The following is an 18,871-nucleotide window of genomic DNA, read 5'->3' as shown; positions in this document are numbered from 1 at the left end:
CCCATGGCCACCGAATTCGGCACCGCCACGAACCACCAGAACCTGGTCGAGCGCCTCGTCCAGTTCCTCACCGCGAACCCAGACCTGGTCGCAGCTGGGCAGGCCTACGAGAAGGTTTTCGACAACACCCTTCCCGCGTCGGGCACGGCCATCGCCGTGCGCCAGGTGACCCTGCGCGCCCCCGGCCTGGGCGGCACCGACAGCATCTTCATGGGCATCCAGTCCTACGGCGATACCGCCCTGGACTACTACAACGTCCGGCTCATGGGTGGCACGGCGTTCAATCCTGGAGCGATCCCGCCCGGTGGCGACTACTGGACCGCGTTTGCCAACTACAGCCCGCGGGTGCAACTGCTGGCCTGGAACCAGCCGATGCCTTATTGGTTCTTCGCTAACGGCCGACGCTTCTGGATCGTCGTGAAAGTCTCGACGATCTACGAGTCGGCCGGCGCCGGCTTCATCCTGCCACCCTGTCCGCCGTCGCAGTATCCGTACCCGCTTGCCGTCGTGGGCTCCTACCGTGGTGACGTTGCAACTCGCTGGTCAGACGTCAGCGACCGGCACCGAGGCATCAGCAGCCCCTACGAGCGAAGCTGCTATCTCCGCGATCCCGCCGGGCGCTGGCTCGGTTTCACTGTAGACGGAGGGGCTGCCAACGAGTCCGACTACAACAATCGGACGCTCCTCCCGCTGGGCTGCGGCCGTTATGCGGGCAGCAGTGACACCGTGGTCAAACAACTGCGGGATTCATTCGGGAAGTTCCCGCTGAAAGCTTTGCAGTTCGTCACCCGCGAAACCGAGGGACGCCGCTACCTGGGCGATTTCGACGGCGCCTTCTACGTGCCGACGCTCAACTCCGGCGCCGAAGACGTGATCGTCGAGGACGGTGTCGACCACGTCGTTTTCCAAACCGCTTGGCGTAGCGGTAACCCTTGGCTCTACGCGATCAGGAAGGACTGACATGGCCTATTTCACAGGAACAGCGAACAACCCGGCCGACTTGCTCGCCAAGGTGCGCGTCCACGCCGAGTCGCTCGGCTGGGTCACCGACCGCGCCTCGGCATCGGAATGGCTTTGTCACAACGCCGACGGCTACTGGTCATTCAATGCCGGAGCCAATCAGTTCCAGATGGCGGGCAATACGGGGTTCGATAACAGCCTGGCGTGGAACGCGCAGCCCGGTAACTCGGTGCAGAACAACCCTTATTCGTCGAAGGGGCCGACCGTCGCACAGCTGAGCGGTGGGCCGTTCACGCGCTACCACCTGTTTGCCACGGCGGCCTATCTGCACCTGCACGTCGAGATCGCGGCAGGTCAGTTCCGGCCGGTGATGATTGGCTCGCTCAACAAACGTGGCGTCGGCTATACGGGTGGTCAGTATGTCTGCGGCTCGTTCATCTATACCCCCGGTCAGGCACTGACAAACAACTGGTCGTCGCATCCGTTCGATGGCTACCACATTCAATACAGCAACAGCAGCTGCATGCTGCGGCTGGACGGCCTCGACGGCGGCCCGTCGCCGGAATGGTTGCCGTTCGACTACACAACGAACGTCCCCCGGCGCGTCGTCGGCCCCGGTCGCGGAAACTACAGCAGTCAGTACCATCCCGACGTGGGGCTGATCGACGCCAGCGCAAACGAGCTGAACAGCTCGACCACCACTGTGCCGTGCGCCATCTATGCGTTCGGCGCTCAGCAGCGCTCGCGCTACGTGGGCGAAGTGCCGGACTTTGGCATATGCAACATGGCCTTCCTCGCGCCTGGTGATCCGCTTGTCGTCGGTAGCGACACTTGGCGCGTCTATCCGTTGCTCCAACGCGGAACCGCTACCGACTTCGACAGCACCAGCGCCTGGGTCGGCTATTGCTTCCGGGTGGTCGAGTGATGGCGACGTTTCCGGGGTTCCAGGTGCCGAAGCCTGTGGAGGGGATCGTTGCTGGCATCACGCCGAATATCGACGCCCTGGAGCTGAACCAGGACATCAGCCTTGCAGCGGTCGCGGCCTCGACCTGGGGCGGCGCTTATGGGGCGCATCAGCCGGTAGAGGTGATCCATTCGACCTACCAGGCTGTCCACCAAAGCGCTCTGGAAGAGAACTACTACAACCGCCTCTGGTTGATTCCGACCGCAATGGAACTGGGCAACGTCGTCAGCACCCAGATACGACCGGCATCAGTCTGGAACGCATATTTCAGTCCGCGCACGCTGACCGCAATCGACCGCGAAGCCGCAGACGGCATCACGCTGTCTGGCCAGGCGTCGCCGCCGCTGGGTTTCGCCGCCCTGGAGGAACGCACCTGGACCGTCAGCATTGGCACGGACGGCCCGCCCGTCGTCAATGCGAGGATCGTCTGGAGACTCCAGGGCGAGCCGAACCTGGTCCTGGTCATCACTGGCAATCGCATCATCGCCTGGACGTTCGCACCGGACTGGGGCGACAGCATCGTCGAACGCCTGAGCGCATCGACAAATATCCTGCAAAGCGAATCGGCCGTGACCCAGCGCCGAGCCATGCGCCTGGCGCCGCGCCGAGAGTTCGACGCGAACATGTACGCGGTGGATCGCGAGCGGCAGCTGCTGGACATGACGCTGTTCGGCTGGGGCGCGCGCATTTGGGCGCTGCCGATCTGGCCTGATATCCAGCTGCTCCACCAGCCGCTGGCGGCCGGGTCGCTGGGCATTCCGTGCGACACGGCCGGCCTCGACTTCCGCGACGGCGGTCTAGCGATGCTGCGCGGTGAGGACGCTTTTACTTATGAGGTCGTCGAGGTCAAGACGGTGACCGCCAGCGGCCTGGACCTGGTCCGGCCCGTCCAGGCTGCCTGGAGAACTGGCTCCCGGTTGTACCCGGTACGCACCGCGCAGCTGACCGAGCAGCCCACGCTGACCCGGCTGACCGATACCGCGCAGTCTGCGCGGGTGTCGTTCCTGGTGATGGAACCCAGCAGTTGGCCCGAGGTGATGCCGGCGACGATGTACCGGGGGCGTCCTGTCCTGGAACAGCGCCCGGACGAAAGCGAAGACCTCACCTCCAGCTATCAGCGCCTGCTGTCCACCCTGGACAACGGCAGCGCGATTCCCCGCGTGACCGACGTCGCCGGCATGGCGCTGCCCGTCATCGGCCATCGCTGGATCGGTATGGGCCGAGCCGAGCGGTCGGCGTTCCGTAGCCTGGTCTATGCGCTGCGCGGCCAGCAGAAGCCGCTATGGGTGCCGACCCACGCCGACGACCTGACCCTAGTCGCCACCGTCTCGCAGCTGTCCACCGCGCTGGACGTGCGCAATATCGGCTATGCCCGTTTCGCCAACGGCCGGCCGGGCCGTCGCGATATCCGCATCGAGCTATACGACGGCACGGTCTATCACCGCCGCATCCTCACCAGCACAGAGCTGGACGCCGACACCGAGCGCTTGGCCATCGATGCCGCCCTGGGCCGGCTGGTCGAGCCTGGTGACGTGGCGCGCATTTGTTTCATGGCGCTCTGTAGCGCCGCCACCGACGTGGTCGAGATCGAGCACGTCACTGATAGCGAGGGCGTAGCAACTGCCGCCCTGACGTTCAAAGGGGTTCGTGACGATGAGTTTTAACAGCCGCGAAAGCTCGCTCGCGGATGGGCAGCCGGTGCGGCTGTACCAGTTCAGCCGTGGAGCCATCCGCTGGAGCTACAACAGCAGCGACCGGGACATCACTTATCAAAACCAGATTTTCCGCACCGTGCCGGGCGGCATCATCGACAACGGGATCATCTGTTCCGGCGATCCGCAGTCCGACCAGTTCGTCATCACCGCGCCGGCCGACCTCGACGTCGCGCTGCTGTACAAGTCCCGGTCGCCGAGCGGTGCCATCGACCTGGTCGTCTACGACATGCACTACGGCGACACCGAGGCAGCGGTTTCCTGGGTGGGCCAGATTGGCGATGTGGACTGGCCGACCGTGGATAGCTGCCGCATAACGTGCGTGTCAGAAGACGAACTGATGGACCAGCCCGGCTTGATCGACACCTACTGCCGCACCTGCACGGCAGTCGTTGGCGACCATCGCTGCAAGGTCAACCTCGTTCCGTATCGCGTGACGCTGACGCCGCAGAGCATCAGCGGCTGGGTGATCTCCAGCGGCGTGGTCGCCGGCTATGTCGATGGCTGGTTTACCGGGGGCTACGTCGAGTGGCAAGTGGACGGCGACAACTACGATAGCCGCTACATCGAGCGGCACGCCGGACCCGATCTTTACATCCTGGGCGGCACCGAGGGCATTCCGGCAGGTGGCCAACTGCGGGTTTATCCAGGTTGCGACGGGCTCGCGCAGACCTGCGACGACAAATTCAGCAACCTCCCCAACTTCAGGGGGTTTAACGCGATGCAAGGCAAGTCGCCATTCGATGGCGACCAGGTCTGGTGAGGTAGGCCATGGACCCGATCACAATCAATCTCGTCATCCTGGCGGCGTCGTTCATCCTATCCAAGGTCTTGGCACCGAAGCCGCAGAAGCCCAAGCCGACCGCCTTTGAAGACATCGATTTCCCGCGCTGCGACGAGGGTGACGAACAGGTCGCCGTCTTCGGTCAGTGCTGGTCGAAGAGCTGGATGGTGCTGACCGTGGGCAACTACAGAACGAAGGCGATTAAGACCAAAGGGAGCAAGAAATGATCGTTACGGCTCAGCACCTGCATACCGTGCCGACCTGGACCACTCGGCAGGGCTACTGCCACCGGCAGGCGCGGGACTTCTTCAAGCGCCATGGCCTGGATTGGATGGCGTTCCTACGGGACGGCATCGAGGCCGACGTGCTAGTCGCGACCGGCGACGCGCTCGCGCTCAAGCTGGTTGAGCACGCATGCCAGGAGGTAGCCGATGGGCGCTAAACCGAAGGCACAGACGGTCGGGTTCGAGTACTTTTTTGACATCCATTTCGCCCTGGGTAAGAAGATCGACGAGGTCTGTGCAATCCGGGCAAGCGGCAAGACCGCATGGAAGGGCTCGATCACCAGTAACGGCCAGGTTCGCATCAATGCGCCGGACCTCTTCGGCGGGAAGAAGGGCGAAGGCGGGCTCGACGGAACGCTTGACGTGCTGTTTGGCGAGGAGGACCAGGGCGTCCTGCCGCGCCTGGCGGCGATGCTCGGCGGCCTGGTACCGGCGTTCCGGGGCGTCACCACGTGCTTCTATTCCGGCCTGGTCACCGCCATGAACCCCTACCCGAAGACCTGGGAGATTCTGCGCCGAGGCGGCAACCGCCTGTGGGACGGCAACCCCTGGTATCCCGAAAAGCAATTTATCTGGCTCGCGGACGGTCAGATCAAGGCGATGAATCCGGCGCATATCCTCTATCTCGTCTACACCGGCCGGGACTTCCGGGGGCTGGCCCGCACGCGGATGGACGAGGCGAGCTGGCGGGCCGCTGCCGACAAGCTGTATGCCGAGGGTTTCGGGCTGTGCTTTGAATGGACCAGGTCCGACACGTTCTCAAACTTCTGCGAGACGGTGAAATCGCATATCGGCGCCGAGGTTTACCCGAACCGACAGACCGGACAAATCAGCATCCGCCTCCTGCGGGACGACTACAGCGTTGCAGACTTGCCGCTGTTCGACGAGGACAGCGGCCTCCTGGAGATCACCCAGGAGAAGACCGGCTCGACCTCGCTCGCGCCGAGCCAGCTTATCGTCAAGTACATCGACCAGACCGACGGCGCGCAGCGCCAGGTCATCGTCAACAACAACGCGGTCGCCGCTTCGCAGGGGCGGCGGTCGTCCGAGGAAGTCGAGTTCCTGGGCGTGCCGACTGGCGAGCTGGCCGGGCGAGTCGGGGAGCGGGAAATGCGTCTGAAGACAACCGGTCTGAAGCGCTATAAAGGCGTATTCGACCGCCGCGCCCGTAGCCTGAACCCTGGCCAGCCGTTCCGCATCCGTTCGACCCGGCGCGGCATCCCTGAAACCGTCGTCCGGGTCGGCCGGATCGAGGACAACTTCCTCGGCGACGGCAAGATCACCCTGACCGTCGTCCAGGACCAGTTTAATCTGCCGGCGACAACCGGCGTGGCGCCACCGCCACCGGGCTGGATTCCGCCCGACCGGACGCCTCGGGCGATCACTGTGCGCCGACTGATCGAGGCGCCATATCGCGAACTGGCCGGCGTGATCGATCCGGCGAATCTCCAGCTCCTGGACGTGTCCGCATCCTACCTCGCTGCGCTGGCCGAGGCGCCGACAAGCTTGTCGCAGAGCTACACCTTGACCGACCGCGTCGGCAGTTCTGGCGCGTTCGTGGATCGCGGAACCGGCGACTGGTGCCCGACCGGGCTACTCGCCGCCGAGCTGCCGCTGGCGGCCGGGCCGAACGAGGTCACGCTGACCAACGCCACCCGGCTGGAGGACGTCACTGTCGGCCAGGCCGCTGTGGTGGACGACGAGATAGTCCGGGTCGATGCGGTCAACTATGCCAGTGGCACCGTCACCCTGGCGCGCGGCTGCGCCGATACCGTTCCGGCCAAGCACTTGGCCGGGGCTCGGGTCTGGTTCTACGACACGTTCGAAGCGGTGGACGAGACGGTCTACAGCCAGGGCGTGACGCTTCAGGCCCGGCTGCTGACCAACACCAGCGAGGGCCAGTTGGCCCCGGCGCTGGCCGCTACCGACAGCCTGACGCTGACCGGGCGCCAAGGTAAGCCATACCCGCCAGGCCAGTTTCGCATCAACGGCAGCGCGTACCCGGCCAAGGTCTACGGGGCGCTGTCGGTGAGCTGGGCGAAGCGCGACCGGATCGGCCAGGCCGACCAGTTGATCGATACCACGGTCGGCAACATCGGGCCCGAAGATGGGGCGACGGTGACGCTCCAGGTCTACAGCGGCACGACGCTAAAGCGCACCTATGCCGGCCTCACATCCAGTAACTGGTCCTATCCGGTGGCCGAAGACGTCGCTGACGGCCCGCTCCAGGACGTGCGCCTGGTCCTGCGCAGCGTCCGCGACGGCATCCAATCCTGGCAGCAACACGACATCACCATCGAACGACACGGCCTGGGCTTCCGCCTCGGCGAGGAACTAGGAGGCGTTTCCGCATGAGCCTGACGATGGGGCCGAACACTGGCCTACTGATCAACGGCGCACCCGGTGAGGGGCATTACAGCGAACTGATCCGCATGTTGCGCTGGGATGACTTCCTGCGCCAACCGGTCGTCAAGGGGCGCGTCGCCGCGCTCCCGACCAGCGGCCAGGTCGAGGGCGACACTTACATCTTCACCGGGGCCGGGGCGAACCAGAACCGCCTGGCCCGCTGGTGGGCAACGGGTGCGACCACGGCTATTTGGGAGTACATGCCACCCAGGCTGGGCTGGCGTGTCCAGGTCGCCAACGAGACAACCCCGGCAGGCCAGGTCAAGACCTACGAGTATTCCGGCAGCGCCTGGACTGAGCTGGTAGGCGGGATGGCCGACGCGCCGAGCGACGGCAGCAACTACGCACGCAACAACGGGTCATGGGGCAAGCTTGGGACCGCTGCCGTGGCAGACCTGAACGGCATGCCGTTTCTCAATCTGATGCCCGACAGCGGACGATTCGCCGGCATCATCAATCCGCTGATTCTGCGCTTCACCGGGTCGTTTTCCAGCACGTTCCTCTCGCCGTGGAACGGGGCGACGATTACGGACGGCGGGAAGTATATTTACGACAACACCACAAACGGAGGGACGGCGGGCAACATCAACCAGCGCGTCCAAGATTTGCTAGTGGCGATGGGACGGCCGAGCGGTAGCCTTGCCCGCTACGGGGTGGAGTTCTATACCGCCCTGGTGACAGCAGGGCCGAACGCGACAACGGGTTCCTCTGGGCTCGACGGGACTACCCGCTATCTTCAAATGACCAACGTATTGCGAGCGCTGTTCATCGCCGATGGATGGAGTACGGCGGTGATGTGGGTGCGCGCTGAAACCGGATCGCTCCATTTCATGCCGGCGGGGGTTCCGACGACAGATTACCGGATATGGCTAAACGGCGAACCCGTACTACCAGGGCAGGTACTAACCCCTGCTGATGGGTGGAAGCATGTCCGTCTTTCGAAGCGATCCGCGCAAGGGTACGACAACGGTTTTCCGTACTTCTACATGACTCTAGGCGGGGTTGCGGCTATGGCGTGTCCCGCTTTCTTCGGGGGCTAGTTGACCCCGGAATCCACTTCGCGCCCATTGCAACCGTCAACTCACAGAGTGCATGACCATGAAACGAGTTCTACTGAAAGGCGAGTTCTTCGCGGAATGGGATGGCACGCTGGACGAGGCCGCCGCACTCGCTGGCGTCCCGGTCGGCGACCTGGCGTTCCATCCCGACGACCTCCTTGCCGAAGTCCAGGAGTTACGCCGCCAGGCCTATCGCGCGGAGTCCGACCCGCTGCGCCTGGAGGCCGAGTTTGACGCCATCGCCGCTGGCACCGAGCCGGACCTGGCGGCATGGGTCGCAGCCGTCCAGGCGATCAAAGAGCGCTATCCACTACCTGAATAGGTAGTTGTGATGGCGTTCTCGTTTTTGCCACGTTCCGACGGTCTGATGTCGCGTAGTAGATGGGAATGGTGGGATGGACGAGGTATTGAGGCAAAGGTTGCGGGCTGAACTACTGGAAGTGGGTTTTCTCAACCAGTGCTGCCTTGATCTCATGGAAAGCATGGAGGCTGAGTTCAGCCTCACTAAGGACCAGCGCGAGTGCATCGAGCAGCTCAGCCGATTCCTGCGGGAGGGCATCGGCAAGCTGACAGCTCTGTCTGAGCGGGTGGCCGATGGCGACATAGTCGTCCTGTGCTGATCTTTTGAAATTCTTTTGCCACACACGAAACGGCTAAGGCGCGTCATTTATTGCGCAAATCCGCGCCAAATTTCGCGCCGCGCTACACCGGCCTTCGGCCGCGCGGCGGGCTTGCGCTTGGCCGCGGGCTTGGCGGCGGCGCCCTTCCTGTCCTGCTTTTTCTTCTTGCTGCCGGCGGCCTTGCCCGACGCCTTGAGTTTCTTCGGCCCCTGGTAGGCGGCCTTCAGTTCCTTGATGTTGCGTCGTTCGAAGTTCTGCTTGAGGTAGCGTTCGACGCTCGACATCAGGTTCCAGTCGCCATGGCAGATCAGCGAGATCGCCAGGCCCTCGGCGCCGGCGCGACCGGTCCGGCCGATGCGGTGCACGTACTCGTCGCCGCTGCGCGGCATGTCGAAGTTGATCACCAGGTCCAGGCCTTCGACGTCCAGGCCGCGTGCGGCGACGTCGGTGGCGACGAGGATCTTCACCGCGCCCTGCTTCAGGCGTTCGATGGCCAGCTTGCGGTCCTTCTGGTCCTTCTCGCCATGCAGGACGAAGACCTTGTGCTGGTTGGCGATCAGCCGCCCGGTCAGGCGATCGGCGGAGACCCGGGTATTGGTGAAGACGATGGCCTTGGTGTAGGTCTCGTTGCTCAGCAGCCATTGCAGCAACTGTTCCTTGTGCGCCACGTCGTCGGCGGTGATGACCTGCTGGCGGACGTTCTCGTTCAGCTCGCCGACCTGGTTCAGGCGCAGCACTTGCGGCTCGCGCAGCACCTCGGCGATCACCTTGTTCAATCCGGCGCCGCTGTGGGTGGCGGAGAACAGCAGGGTCTGGCGCTCGGCCGGGCAGGCATTGGCCAGGGCCAGCACGTCGTCGGCGAAGCCCATGTCGAGCATGCGGTCGGCCTCGTCCAGCACCAGCACCTCGATGTCCTGCAACGGCAGGTTGCCGGCGTTGCGCTGCTCGAGCAGGCGGCCGGGGGTGCCGATGATGATCTCCGGGTTCTTGCGCAGGCGCGCGCCCTGCACCTTGAAGTCCTCGCCGCCAGTGATCAGGCAGGCCTTGATGAAGGTGAACTGGGCGAAGCGCTCGACTTCCTTGAGGGTCTGCTGGGCCAGCTCGCGGGTCGGCAGGAGGATCAGCGCGCGCGCCAGGGAGCGCGGCTTGTCCTCGGCCAGCAGGCGGTGCAGCAGCGGCAGCAGGAAGGCCGCGGTCTTGCCGCTGCCGGTCTGCGCCGTGACCCGCAGGTCGTGCCCCTCCAGCGCCTTGGGAATGGCCGCGGCCTGGACCGGCGTCGGCTCGCTGAAGGACAGGCTTTCCAGTGCCTTCAGCAGGCGTTCGTGGAGGGGAAATTGGCTGAACAAGGGAAACCTCGGCATTGCACGTGAAAATGGACAGGTGCATAGCCTAACGGTTGCCGCGCCGGCGCGCAGGCTTTATTCGCGCGGCGCGACGGCCAGCGCCGGCGTCGCAATCGGCTCAACGCCGGGTCGCCGCCAGGCAAGCACGGCGCGGGCGGCGATCGCAGACTCGTTCGACGCCCGCCGCCCAGAGGAACCAGGTCATGCCCGACGCGCCCGCATCCGCCGCCGAACGCCTCGAACGGCTGCCGCTGAGTCCGTATCACCGACTGGTCTTCGTGATCATCGCGCTGGCGTTCTTCTTCGACTCGATGGACCTGGCGATGATGACCTTCCTGCTCGGCTCGATCAAAGCCGAGTTCGGGCTCGACTCGGCGCAGGCCGGGCTGCTGGCCAGCTCGAGCTTCTTCGGCATGGTGATCGGCGCGGCCCTGTCGGGCATGCTCGCCGACCGCTTCGGGCGCAAGCCGGTATTCCAGGCCAGCATCGTGCTCTGGGGCCTGGCCAGCTACCTGTGCTCCACCGCCGGCGACCTCGACAGCCTGACCTTCTACCGGGTATTGCTGGGGATCGGCATGGGGATGGAGTTTCCCATCGCCCAGTCGCTGCTGTCGGAGATGATCCCGGCCAGCCGCCGCGGCAAGTACATTGCGCTGATGGACGGCTTCTGGCCGCTGGGCTTCGTCGCTGCCGGCTGCCTGTCCTACTTCCTGCTGCCGCTGACCGGCTGGCGCAGCATTTTCCTGGTGCTGGCGCTGCCGGCGGTGTTCGTCCTCGCCATCCGCTTCCTGATTCCCGAGTCGCCGCGCTGGCTGGAGCAGGCCGGCCGGCGCGAACAGGCGGACCGGGTATTGCGCGACATAGAAGCACGGGTGATGCGTTCGCTGGGCCTGACCGAGCTGCCGCCGCCGCTGCGCCAGCCGCAGCGGGAACGCAGCCGTCCGGGCTTCTTCAGCGCCTTCGCCGAACTCTGGTCGCCAGCCTACCGGCGCCGCACCCTGACCGTCTGGGGCCTGTGGTTCTTCGCCCTGCTCGGTTTCTACGGCCTGACCTCCTGGCTCAGCGCGCTGCTCCAGCAATCCGGCTTCGCCGTCACCCAGTCGGTGTACTACACGGTGCTGATTTCGCTGGCCGGGATACCCGGCTTCCTCTGCGCGGCCTGGCTGGTGGAAAGCTGGGGCCGCAAGCCGAGCTGCGTGCTGATGCTCCTCGGCGGCGGCGCGATGGCCTACGCCTACGGCCAGACCGCGGTGTTCGGCGGCAGCCTGGCGCTGCTGATCGGCTTCGGCCTGGCCATGCAGTTCTTCCTGTTCGGCATGTGGGCGGTGCTCTACACCTATACCCCGGAACTCTATCCGACCTCCGCGCGCGCCACCGGCTCGGGCTTCGCCTCGGCGGTCGGGCGGATCGGCTCGCTGCTCGGCCCGCTGGTCACCGGGCTGGTCCTGCCGCTCACCGGCCAGGGCGGGGTGTTCACCCTCGGCGCCCTCTGTTTCGGCGTCGCCGCCCTGGTGGTCTGGGCCTTCGGCATCGAGACCCGCGGGCGCACCCTGGAGGAGCTTGCCGGCTGAGCCCGCGCGTCGGCGGAAAACCTTTGTAGACACGTCGGGGATGCGATCCGGCGCCCGATGGGGCACTCTTGGTTCCTTTGTGCGTTCCTGGCCCCCGCGTCGGGATCTCCGTTCAACCGCGGGGCCGGCCCGTCCCCCCCGCCCGCTACAAAGGAAGTCGCCTGTCCATGGACTCCACATCCCTTCTCGACCAGCTCTCCGGGTACTGGTCGGCGCTCGACCAACACCCTATCCTGCACGCCGGCCTGGCCTTCGGCCTGCTGCTGGTGGGCGCCCTGATCCTCGGCCGGGTGGCCCGCTACATCGTCCTCTACGCCGCCAACCTGCTCGCCCGCCAGCCCGCGCTGCACTGGCTCGGCGACCTGATCCGCAACAAGGTGTTCCAGCGCCTGGCGCAAACCACGCCCTCGCTGCTGGTGCAATTCGGCCTGCCGTGGATCCCGGAGATGCCGGACAAGGCCGCGCACTTCCTCGGCAACCTGGCACTGGCCTTCACCGTGCTGTTCCTGATCCTCGCCCTCACCGCGCTGCTGAATGCCCTGCTGGACATCTACGCGCGTACCGAGCACGCCCGCACCCGCTCGATCAAGGGCTACGTGCAACTGGCGAAGATCGCCGTGTTCGTGTTCGGCGCGATCATCATCGTCTCGATCATCATCGACCGCTCGCCGCTCCTGCTGCTGTCCGGCCTCGGCGCGATGTCGGCGGTCCTCCTGCTGGTCTACAAGGACACCCTGATGTCCTTCGTCGCCAGCGTGCAGCTCACCAGCAACGACATGCTGCGAGTCGGCGACTGGATCGAGATGCCGCAGGTCGGCGCCGACGGCGACGTGGTGGACATCACCCTGTACACCGTGAAGGTGCAGAACTTCGACAAGACCATCGTCTCGGTGCCGACCTGGCGCCTGATGTCGGAGTCGTTCAAGAACTGGCGCGGCATGCAGCAGTCCGGCGGACGGCGGATCAAGCGGGCAATCTACGTCGACTCCAGCCAGGTGCGTTTCCTCGACGAAAAGGAAGAGCGGCGCCTGAGCCAGGTGCGCCTGCTCACCGAATACATGGCCCGCAAGCAGACCGAGTTGCAGGAGTGGAATGCCGCCAACGGCGGGGTCGCCCCGCTGGCCGCCAACCGCCGCCGGCTGACCAACATCGGTACGTTCCGCGCCTACGCCCTCGCCTACCTGCAGAACCACCCGGACATCCATCCGCACATGACCTGCATGGTCCGCCAGTTGCAGCCGACCGCCCAGGGCATCCCGCTGGAGATATACTGCTTCACCCGCACCACCGCCTGGGTCGACTACGAGCGCATCCAGGGCGACGTGTTCGACTACCTGCTGGCGGTGATGCCGGAGTTCGGCCTCGGCGCCTACCAGCAGCCCAGCGGCCAGGACCTGCGCCAGGGGCTGCAGGGCATGCTCGAAGGGCGTGACGCCGAGGCCCGTTCGTTCGAGGCGTTGGCCGCACCGAGCCGCAGCGACGAAGCCACTGTCTGAAGCGAGGGGAGCGCCGTCCATGAAACCGCACCTGATCTACTACGTCGCCACCAGCCTGGACGGCTTCATCGCCCGTCCCGACGGTAGCGTCGACTGGCTCGACCGTTTCGCCGAGGGCGGCAACGACCATGGCTACAACGGCTTCTACCAGGGCATCGACGGGCTGCTGATGGGCCGCGGCACCTACGATATCGTGCGCGGCTTCGGCGACTGGCCGTATCCGGGCAAGCCCTGCCAGGTGCTCACCCGCAATCCCCGGGAGAGCGCGGTGGAAGGCGTCGAGTTGCGCCATGGCACGCCCCAGGAAGGCCTCGCACGCCTCGGCGAACAGGGCTGCCGGCGGGTCTGGCTGGCCGGCGGCGGCAACCTCGCCGGTAGTTGCCTGGCGGCCGGGCTGCTCGACGAGGTGATCGTCAGCGTCATTCCGCAGCTGCTCGGCGCCGGCATCCCGCTGTTCGCCGGCGGCCGCGAGCGGCGCCTGCAACTGCTGGAACAACATGGCTACAACAGCGGCATCGTACAGATGCGCTACCAGGTGATCGCCGAGGACGACCCGCAATGACCGACAACCTGCTGAGCATTTCCGCCGCCTGCCTGTTCGACGACCAGGGCAACCTGTTGCTGGTGCGCAAGCGCGGCACCCAGGCCTTCATGCTCCCGGGCGGCAAGCGCGAGCCGGGCGAAACGCCCCTCGCCGCGCTACAGCGCGAACTGCTGGAGGAACTGCGCCTGCCGATGGGCGCCTCGACCTTCGAGCACCTCGGCAGCTTCCAGGCGCCGGCGGCCAACGAGGCGAACACCCGCGTCGATGCCGATATCTACGTCGCCCGCTTGCCCCACGCCGTCTGTGCGCAGGCGGAGCTGGAGGAACTGGCCTGGCTGGTCCCCGGCCAAGCGCAGCCGGACAATCTCGCGCCGCTGCTGCGCGATCATGTCCTGCCGGCCCTGGCGCGGCGCGCGGCGGAAAACCCGGAAACCCAGGCCGAACACCGGACGCGCCCCGATCATGTGCGCTGAGCGCTAGCGCTACCGTCAACGAAAAAGGCCACCTCGGGGTGGCCTTTTCGCGTTCTCGCACCGATCGCGCGGAATATCGGCGGTTAACGCCTCTCCCCCGTGCGCAGCCTGCGGCAGAGCCTCAGAACGAAGTCCGGCGGTAGGCACGGTAGCGCGGGAACCAGAAGTTCGCCTCGATGGCGTCGTTCAGTACCTCGTCGCTGGTATGCAGGGCCTTGCCCTCGGCCTGGGCCTGCTTGGCCACGGCGACGGCGATGCGCTTGCTGACCTCGCGGATGTCGCCCAGCGCCGGCAACACGGCGCCCTCGCCCTGGGTAACGATCGGCGAGCAGTTGGCCAGGGCGTTGGCCGCGGCCATCAGCATGCCTTCGGTGACCCGGTTGGCCCGCGCGGCGATCACCCCCAGGCCGATGCCGGGGAAGATATAGGCGTTGTTGCACTGGGCGATGGGAATCCGCTTGTCGCCCACCTGCACCGGTTGGAACGGGCTACCGGTGGCGACCAGCGCCTGGCCGTCGGTCCAGTTGAGGATTTCCTGCGGAGTCGCCTCGACCCGCGAGGTCGGGTTGGACAGCGGCATCACCAGCGGCTGCTTGCAATGGCTGTGCAGCTCACGGATGACCTCTTCGGAAAACAGCCCGCGCTGCCCGGAGACGCCGATCAGCACCGTCGGCCGGGCATTGCGGATCACTTCCAGCAACGCCAGGTCGTCGCCCTGCTGGCCGCCCCAGGCACCGAGATCGGCGCGCTTCTGCGCCAGGCGGTGCTGGAAGTCGAGCAGGTTGCTCATGTCGTCGGTGAGCAGGCCCCAGCGGTCGACCATGAAGATGCGCCGACGCGCCTGGGCCTCGTCCAGGCCCTCCAGTTGCATGGCGGCGATGATCTGTTCGGCGATGCCGCAACCGGCGGAGCCGGCGCCGACGAAGGTCACGGTCTGCTCGCTGAGCTTCTCGCCCTTGGCCTTGCAAGCCGCCAGCAGGGTGCCCACGGCCACCGCGGCGGTGCCCTGGATGTCATCGTTGAAGCAGCACAGCTCGTCCTTGTAGCGCTCCAGCAACGGCATGGCATTGGTCTGGGCGAAGTCCTCGAATTGCAGCAGGACGTTGGGCCAGCGGCGCTTGATCGCCTGGATGAACAGGTCGACGAACTCCTCGTACTGCGCCCCGCTCACCCGCTCGTGGCGCCAGCCCATGTACATCGGGTCGTTGAGCAGGTCCGGGTTGTTGGTGCCGACGTCCAGCACCACCGGCAGGGTGTAGGCCGGGCTGATACCGCCGCAGGCGGTGTACAGCGACAGCTTGCCGATCGGGATGCCCATCCCGCCGATGCCCTGGTCGCCGAGGCCGAGGATCCGCTCGCTGTCGGTGACCACCACGATCTTCACGTTGTTCTTGGTGGCGCTGCGCAGGATGTCGTCGATCCGCTCGCGGTCCGGGTAGGAGATGAACAGGCCGCGGTGGGTCCGGTAGATCTTCGAGAACTCCTGGCAGGCCTGGCCGACCGTGGGGGTGTAGATGATCGGCATCATTTCTTCCAGGTGCTCCTCGAGCAGGCGGAAGAACAGGGTCTCGTTGTTGTCCTGGATCGAGCGCAGGAAGATGTGGCGGTCCAGATCGGTGTTGCACAGGTTGTACTGGCTGTAGGCGCGCTCGGTCTGCTCCTCGATGGTCTCGATGTTGTGCGGCAGCAGGCCCTGCAGGTTGAAATCGATGCGTTCCTGGGTACTGAACGCGCTGCCTTTGTTCAGCAGCGGCATCTCCAGCAGCGATGGGCCGGCATGGGGAACGTACAAGGGACGCTTGGCTGTTTCGGTCATATCTGGACTCGCTTCTACGGGCTTCACTCGGGTACGGGGAACACGAACATACCCCCGGCGCAGAGGCTTTCCAAGGCCACGGCGAACAACAGGTCATTGCCGGACCCGCAAGTATCGCCACTTGCACGGCGAAACCGGCGCGTCACATCCGGAACCGATCATTCGACGAATGGTCAGAAGGCCGGCGTCAAAATAGGTCACAATAGCCGCCGCTTTCGTAGGGGAATACGCTGGGAACGCCGATGAGTCCCCGATTTTCCTTCGTGAAGCCCGTTATCGCCGGGACAACCTGAATGCATCCAGGCCCGGAAGCAGTTGGCCGTTTCGTTTGACGGCCTGGTCGGAAGAGTCAGGAGGGCTCGTTCCGGTCACCCAGAAGACACTCCGATGAACAGAGAGTAACCACGAACCAGCGGAAGCCTGGACCGTTATTCACGCACGCGAAGACATGCCGAAATGCGTTCACCCTTTTTGACATGCCTGTCTGTAGGCTTCGCGGCCCTTCTGGCCGCCCTCTCGACGCCCAGCCTGGCTTCCAACCAGGTCACCCACACCTTCAAGCCGTCGAAGAATTCCACCCTGTCGCCCAGCCGGGTCGTCAGCACCCGCCAGTCCGCCAACCGCTCGGTGGTCGCGGCCGCCGCTTCCGAAGTCACCGACCGCGCCTTCAGCATGATCGGCACCCCCTACCGCTGGGGCGGCACCACGCCGAAGAAAGGCTTCGATTGCAGCGGCCTGGTCAACTATGTGTTCCAGGACGTCGATGACGTCGACCTGCCGCGGACCGCCCGCGCCATCTACAACATGGACAACAACAAGGTCTCCCGCGGCAAGCTGCAACCGGGCGACCTGGTGTTCTTCCGGATCCGCAGCCGCAGCGTCGACCACGTCGGCATCTACGTCGGCAACGACCGCTTCGTGCACGCGCCGCGGCGCGGCAAGAAGGTCCGCGTCTCCGACCTCAACAGCAGCTACTGGAAACGCCACTACCTGGCCGGCAAGCGCATCCTGCCGACCACCCTCGCCCAGGTCGAAAGCACCCGCAAGCGCTGATTCCGGCCCCTGCGGCTCGCTCAGATGCCCCGCCGCGCCTGTTTCCTCAGCAGGCGCGCGCTGTCCCAGCCGGTCAACAGCACCGCCAGCCAGATCGGCGCGTAGGTCCATAGCTGCTCGGGACGGAACGCCTCGCCGAGGAACAGTACCGCCACCAGGAACAGCAGCACCGGTTCGACGTAGCTGAGAATCCCGAACAGCCCCATCGGCAGCAGCCGGCTGGAAGCCATCATCGCGCCGAAGGCCAGCGCGCTGATCAGCCCCAGCATCGGCAGCAGCAGCCACAGGCGCGGCGCCTCGCGGAAGGCCTGGCTCTCGTCGCCCAGCCAGTACAGCGCGGCCAACGCCAGCGGCAGCAGGAAGAGCATCTCGAAGACGAACCCGGACAGCGCGTCCACGCCCATCCTGCGCCGCAGCATGAAGTACGGGGGATAGCCCAGCGCGGTGACCAGGGAGACCCAGGAGAACGCGCGGGTCAGCCAGAACTCGTGGAGCACCCCGGCCAGCGCGCAGGCCACGGCGATAGCCTGCAGCGGCGTCAGGCGCTCGCCGTAGAACACCCGCCCCACCAGCACCATCGCCAGCGGCAGGAGGAAGTAGCCCAGCGACAGTTCAAGGGTTTTCCCGGCCAACGGCGCCCAGATGAAGATGCCCCATTGCAGCAGCATCATCGCCGCGGTCAGCGGGAAGCAGGCCAGCAGCCAGGGCTCGGCGAACAGCCGGCACCAGGCGGCGCGCAGGGTCGGCCACTGGCGGGTGGCGACGACCAGCAGGAATACCATCGGGATCGACCAGACCACCCGATGCGCCACCACCTGCAGGCTGTCCAGCGGCTCCAGCAGGTGGACGTAGCCCGGCAGGGTAACGAACAGCACCGAGGCGGCCAGCGACAGCAGCACGCCCTGTCCGGAAATCCTCATGCACGCACCTCGCGCCGGCCGAGCCGGTTGACCCACAGCGAAGCGACGATCACCGCGCCGCCCAGGGCCAGGCGCGGCAGGTCGGCGTGCTGGTTCCAGATCAGCAGGTTGAGCAGCAACCCGACCGGCACGTGCAGGTTGTTCATCACCGCCAGGGTACCGGCGTCCACCTCGGTGGAGCCCTTGTTCCACCAGAACTGGCCGAGGGCGGTGGCCAGCAGCCCCATCCATACCAGTACGCCCCATTGCAGCTCGCCGGCCGGCAGGCGCTGCGGATCGCCGAACAGCAGCCAGGCAGGCAACGCCACCAGCAGCGCGCCAACGAAGAAATAACCGAAGCGCTGGCGCTGCGGCAGCTCGGACGGGTACTTGCGCACCAGGCGCTTGTACAGCACCTGGCCGGCGGCGAAGGTGGCGTTGGCCAGTTGCAGCAGCAGGAAGCCCTGGAGGAACTCGCCAGTGATCCCGTCGTAGCGGATGATCGCCGCGCCCAGCACCGCCACCAGCGCGGCGGCCAGGGCCCAGAAGTTGAAGCGGCGGTTGAGCAGGTCGTCGAACAGGGCCACGTGGACCGGCGTCAGCACGGTGAACAGCAGCACCTCGGGCACCGTCAGCACGTTGAAGCTCAGGTACAGGCAGACGTAGGTGATGCCGAACTGCAGCGCGCCGACCAGCATCACCCCACCGACGAAACGCGGTTCGACGCCGCGCCAGCGGGTCAGCGGGAGAAACACCAGGCCAGCGAGAAGGACCCGGGTAAGCACGGCGAAGTAGCTGTCGACCTGGCCGGCGAGGTACTCGCCGATCAGGTTGAAGGAGAACGCCCAGAGGACGGTGACGGACAGTAGATAACGCATGGACCAGGCA

Annotated in this window: 18 protein-coding genes and 1 pseudogene; 15 read left to right on the top strand and 4 right to left on the bottom strand. The window is 65.6% G+C overall.

Annotated features, from left to right (window positions below; translation table 11 throughout):
• Window positions 1–3 precede the first annotated feature (3 nt).
• From LE197_RS00955 to LE197_RS00910, 10 genes and pseudogenes are all read left to right on the top strand, one after another.
• Entirely contained in the window at window positions 4–960 is a 957-nt protein-coding gene (locus LE197_RS00955) for a hypothetical protein (protein WP_016068573.1), read from the top strand.
• Between the two features lies 1 nt (window position 961).
• Entirely contained in the window at window positions 962–1,885 is a 924-nt protein-coding gene (locus LE197_RS00950) for a hypothetical protein (protein WP_016068280.1), read from the top strand.
• On the top strand, window positions 1,885–3,588 hold the full coding sequence (locus tag LE197_RS00945) for a hypothetical protein (protein ID WP_003117242.1): 1,704 nt from the start codon (window positions 1,885–1,887) through the stop codon (window positions 3,586–3,588). The genes LE197_RS00950 and LE197_RS00945 overlap by 1 nt, the downstream gene beginning before the upstream one ends.
• The gene (locus tag LE197_RS00940; protein ID WP_003117241.1) at window positions 3,578–4,399 is read left to right on the top strand and encodes a phage BR0599 family protein; all 822 of its coding nucleotides are present in this window, start codon (window positions 3,578–3,580) and stop codon (window positions 4,397–4,399) included. The genes LE197_RS00945 and LE197_RS00940 overlap by 11 nt, the downstream gene beginning before the upstream one ends.
• A gap of 8 nt (window positions 4,400–4,407) precedes the next feature.
• Window positions 4,408–4,647: a hypothetical protein gene (locus LE197_RS00935; RefSeq protein WP_003094581.1), complete on the top strand. Its 240-nt coding sequence runs from the start codon at window positions 4,408–4,410 to the stop codon at window positions 4,645–4,647.
• The gene (locus LE197_RS00930) at window positions 4,644–4,862 is read left to right on the top strand and encodes a hypothetical protein (protein ID WP_003117240.1); all 219 of its coding nucleotides are present in this window, start codon (window positions 4,644–4,646) and stop codon (window positions 4,860–4,862) included. Before LE197_RS00935 ends, LE197_RS00930 begins: the two co-directional genes overlap by 4 nt.
• Window positions 4,852–7,059: a phage tail protein gene (locus LE197_RS00925; RefSeq protein WP_016068574.1), complete on the top strand. Its 2,208-nt coding sequence runs from the start codon at window positions 4,852–4,854 to the stop codon at window positions 7,057–7,059. The genes LE197_RS00930 and LE197_RS00925 overlap by 11 nt, the downstream gene beginning before the upstream one ends.
• Window positions 7,056–8,206: pseudogene (locus LE197_RS00920) on the top strand (hypothetical protein). The gene LE197_RS00925 and the pseudogene LE197_RS00920 overlap by 4 nt, the downstream one beginning before the upstream one ends.
• A complete protein-coding gene (locus LE197_RS00915) occupies window positions 8,203–8,490 on the top strand; it encodes a hypothetical protein (RefSeq protein ID WP_016068576.1) in 288 nt (95 codons plus the stop codon). Before LE197_RS00920 ends, LE197_RS00915 begins: the two are co-directional and overlap by 4 nt.
• A gap of 73 nt (window positions 8,491–8,563) precedes the next feature.
• Entirely contained in the window at window positions 8,564–8,788 is a 225-nt protein-coding gene (locus LE197_RS00910; protein ID WP_003121473.1) for a hypothetical protein, read from the top strand.
• A 47-nt stretch (window positions 8,789–8,835) separates the two neighbouring features.
• Here the strand turns inward: LE197_RS00910 and LE197_RS00905 are convergent, their stop codons facing one another.
• A complete protein-coding gene (locus tag LE197_RS00905) occupies window positions 8,836–10,149 on the bottom strand; it encodes a DEAD/DEAH box helicase (protein WP_196752320.1) in 1,314 nt (437 codons plus the stop codon).
• A gap of 185 nt (window positions 10,150–10,334) precedes the next feature.
• Between LE197_RS00905 and LE197_RS00900 the strand changes: the two genes are divergently transcribed.
• The 4 genes from LE197_RS00900 (at window position 10,335) to LE197_RS00885 (ending at window position 14,215) form a co-directional block, all read left to right on the top strand.
• Window positions 10,335–11,702 carry an MFS transporter gene (locus LE197_RS00900; RefSeq protein ID WP_003113893.1) on the top strand — a complete coding sequence of 456 codons (1,368 nt, stop codon included), beginning with the start codon at window positions 10,335–10,337 and terminating at the stop codon, window positions 11,700–11,702.
• Window positions 11,703–11,869: 167 nt separating this feature from the next.
• The gene (locus LE197_RS00895; protein ID WP_003103754.1) at window positions 11,870–13,198 is read left to right on the top strand and encodes a mechanosensitive ion channel family protein; all 1,329 of its coding nucleotides are present in this window, start codon (window positions 11,870–11,872) and stop codon (window positions 13,196–13,198) included.
• Window positions 13,199–13,217: 19 nt separating this feature from the next.
• Complete coding sequence (locus tag LE197_RS00890) at window positions 13,218–13,760, top strand: dihydrofolate reductase family protein (RefSeq protein WP_124148478.1); 543 nt, start codon at window positions 13,218–13,220, stop codon at window positions 13,758–13,760.
• Window positions 13,757–14,215 carry an NUDIX hydrolase gene (locus LE197_RS00885; protein ID WP_003113894.1) on the top strand — a complete coding sequence of 153 codons (459 nt, stop codon included), beginning with the start codon at window positions 13,757–13,759 and terminating at the stop codon, window positions 14,213–14,215. Before LE197_RS00890 ends, LE197_RS00885 begins: the two co-directional genes overlap by 4 nt.
• Before the next feature lie 121 nt (window positions 14,216–14,336).
• Here LE197_RS00885 and LE197_RS00880 read toward each other — a convergent pair whose 3' ends face one another.
• Entirely contained in the window at window positions 14,337–16,031 is a 1,695-nt protein-coding gene (locus tag LE197_RS00880) for an NAD-dependent malic enzyme (RefSeq protein ID WP_003103761.1), read from the bottom strand.
• A gap of 456 nt (window positions 16,032–16,487) precedes the next feature.
• On the opposite strand from LE197_RS00880, the gene LE197_RS00875 reads away from it, so the two are divergent.
• On the top strand, window positions 16,488–17,084 hold the full coding sequence (locus LE197_RS00875; RefSeq protein WP_003103763.1) for a C40 family peptidase: 597 nt from the start codon (window positions 16,488–16,490) through the stop codon (window positions 17,082–17,084).
• Window positions 17,085–17,104: 20 nt separating this feature from the next.
• Here LE197_RS00875 and rarD read toward each other — a convergent pair whose 3' ends face one another.
• Together rarD and LE197_RS00865 are read right to left on the bottom strand one after the other, a co-directional pair.
• Window positions 17,105–18,004, bottom strand: a complete 900-nt coding sequence (gene rarD, locus LE197_RS00870; RefSeq protein WP_003103767.1) for an EamA family transporter RarD — start codon at window positions 18,002–18,004, stop codon at window positions 17,105–17,107.
• The gene (locus LE197_RS00865) at window positions 18,001–18,861 is read right to left on the bottom strand and encodes a carboxylate/amino acid/amine transporter (protein ID WP_151155379.1); all 861 of its coding nucleotides are present in this window, start codon (window positions 18,859–18,861) and stop codon (window positions 18,001–18,003) included. The genes rarD and LE197_RS00865 overlap by 4 nt, the downstream gene beginning before the upstream one ends.
• Window positions 18,862–18,871: the final 10 nt, after the last annotated feature.

Origin of the sequence: Pseudomonas sp. PS1(2021) (assembly GCF_020405165.1) — a bacterium.
GTDB lineage: Bacteria > Pseudomonadota > Gammaproteobacteria > Pseudomonadales > Pseudomonadaceae > Pseudomonas > Pseudomonas aeruginosa.
This window is presented reverse-complemented; position numbering and strand designations above follow the sequence as displayed.